Below are 2496 nucleotides of genomic sequence, written 5' to 3'. Positions count from 1 at the left end.
TTAGCACTTTGTGCAATTTCTATATCACTTTTCATATGCTTCACCCCTTATATATAAATTAAACAGAAAGCATTCCTTCATAGAAATTATTTCTGTTATAGTTTTAATTATAGTTTTGTTATTAGTATCTCATTACTTCATCGCTCGTGGCATCAATATATTATTCTAAATTCACTTAAGTTAAGTACTAATAAAATTTGTTCATGTTTTTTCCCTTATGAAACTAATCTTTTATATTATATCACAATTTATATCAAATGTTTAAAGCGAAATTAAGTAAATCTTCAGAAAATTCTTTTGATAAAATATTCTATATTTTGATTTATACCTAAAAAAGAGACAAACAGGTAAATTTCCTGTTTGTCTCTTAACTTACTAATCTATGATAATCCCATTTCAGCTGATTCTGCTTTTGCAATTATAGCCTCAAATTCAGCACCCTCAAGTTTTTCCTTTAAAAGCAATTCTTGAGCTACTGCATGAAGTTTACCTATATTTTCATCAAGAATCTTTTCAGCTTTTCCATAAGCCTCATCAATAAGTGATTTAACCTCTGCGTCTATTTGAAAAGCTACTTGTTCACTAAAGTTTCTGCTTTTACCTAAATCTCTTCCGAGGAATACTTCATTATGATCATTACCAAAAGATATTGGTCCAAGAACATCACTCATACCATACTCCATAACCATTTTTCTTGCTATAGATGATGCTCTATCAATATCATTTTTAGCACCAGTGCTAATATCTTTCATTATTAATTTCTCTGCAACTCTACCACCAAGCAATCCAACCATCTCATCTTTTAGCTTTAATTTTGAAGTATATGATGTGTCTTCTTCAGGTAGATGCATTGTATATCCACCTGCCATACCTCTTGGTATAATGCTTATTTGATGAATAGGATCTGATAATGGAGAATATTTCATTACCACCGCATGCCCTGCTTCATGATATGCAGTTAATTTTCTATCTTTTTCACTAATAACCCTACTCTTTTTCTCTGGACCTGCAATAACCCTAGTTACGGCTTCATCAAGTTCTGACATTTCTATAACTTTTTTATCACTTCTCACAGTTAGTAAAGCAGCTTCATTCATTAGATTTTCTAAATCTGCACCAGTAAATCCTGGTGTTCTCTTAGCGAGTACATCAAGCTTTACCTCATCTGCTAAGTGCTTATTCTTAGAATGTACTTTAAGAATTGCTTCTCTTCCCTTAACATCAGGAGCACCTACTAATATATGTCTATCAAATCTGCCCGGTCTTAAAAGCGCTGGATCTAGTATGTCTGGTCTATTGGTTGCAGCTATCATAATTATACCTTCATTAACACCAAACCCGTCCATTTCAACTAATAGTTGATTTAGAGTTTGTTCTCGTTCATCATGACCGCCACCAACACCAGCACCTCTTTGTCTACCTACTGCATCAATTTCATCAATAAATATTATGCACGGAGCACTTTTTTTGGCTTGCTCAAATAAATCTCTTACTCTTGATGCTCCAACTCCTACAAACATTTCTACAAAGTCAGAACCAGATATACTATAAAATGGTACTCCTGCTTCTCCTGAAACAGCTCTTGCGAGTAAAGTCTTACCAGTACCTGGTGGTCCAACAAGTAGTATTCCTTTAGGAATTCTTGCGCCTGCTTCTAAATATCTTTTAGGTTGTTTTAAGAAATCTACAACTTCTGCAAGTTCATCCTTTTCTTCGTCTTCGCCTGCAACATCATCAAATGTAACTTTCCTCTTATCTGGCGTTGCGATTTTGGCTCTACTTTTACCAAAATTCATTACCCCTCTATTACCGCCACCACCACCACCGCCTTGAGATTGTTGCATATACATAAACCAAAATCCTACTAGCATTAATATAATAAGAAGTGTTGGTATTATTTGCAACCACATTGGCATACTTGCTGGCTTTACATATGTTTCTGTGACTTTATTATTTGGATGTTCATCCATAACTTGCATTAATCTCTCTAGCGGAACTGTGGTTTCATAGTTTGTTCCGTTATTTAATTGTCCTTCTACTGTTTTATCTTCTCTTACTTGAACACTTTTAACTTGTTTCTTAACCCAATAATCTTGGAATTGATTAACACTAAGTGTATCAACTTTTTTATCAGTATTAAGTAAGGCCAGTGATGCAAAAATCACGAGTACAAACACCACAAGCCAAATTGATGCACTAGAAATTTTTCTCATTAGAAACCCCCCTTTCTTTTCATTTACTATGAGATAATATCACATTAAAAAGCACTTGACAATAATATGTATATTAATAAGTAATTATTATAATACACTCTTATTTATAAATTTCATCTTTTAATATTCCTACATATGGTAAATTCCTATATTTCTCTGCATAATCCATTCCAAACCCTACAATGAAAAAGTCTGGCACATCAAATCCTACATATTTAACATCTATATCTACCTTTCTTCTTTCTGGTTTATTAAGTAAACATATAATTTCTAAACTACTTGG

At 33.0% G+C, this 2496-nt stretch carries 2 protein-coding genes; both read right to left on the bottom strand.

Annotation, left to right across the window (positions count from 1 at the left end):
• Positions 1-380: 380 nt before the first annotated feature.
• Positions 381-2213 (bottom strand): ATP-dependent zinc metalloprotease FtsH, encoded by a 1833-nt coding sequence (gene ftsH / locus Q0649_RS12550; protein WP_298842383.1) that lies wholly within the window; start codon positions 2211-2213, stop codon positions 381-383.
• Between the two features lie 100 nt (positions 2214-2313).
• Positions 2314-2496, bottom strand: a 183-nt coding sequence (locus Q0649_RS12545; RefSeq protein WP_367179380.1) for a phosphoribosyltransferase, incomplete at its 5' end; no start/stop codon positions are given.

The organism is uncultured Clostridium sp. (assembly GCF_937920395.1).
In the GTDB taxonomy this organism is placed as follows: Bacteria; Bacillota; Clostridia; order Clostridiales; family Clostridiaceae; genus Clostridium_AD.
Note: the sequence above shows the minus strand (reverse complement) of the source record. Positions and strands in the feature narration are given on the sequence as shown.

Excerpts from the sequence above, each read along its gene's own strand:
- ftsH (WP_298842383.1), bottom strand. The coding sequence starts at position 2,213 with ATGAGAAAAATTTCTAGTGCATCAATTTGGCTTGTGGTGTTTGTACTC.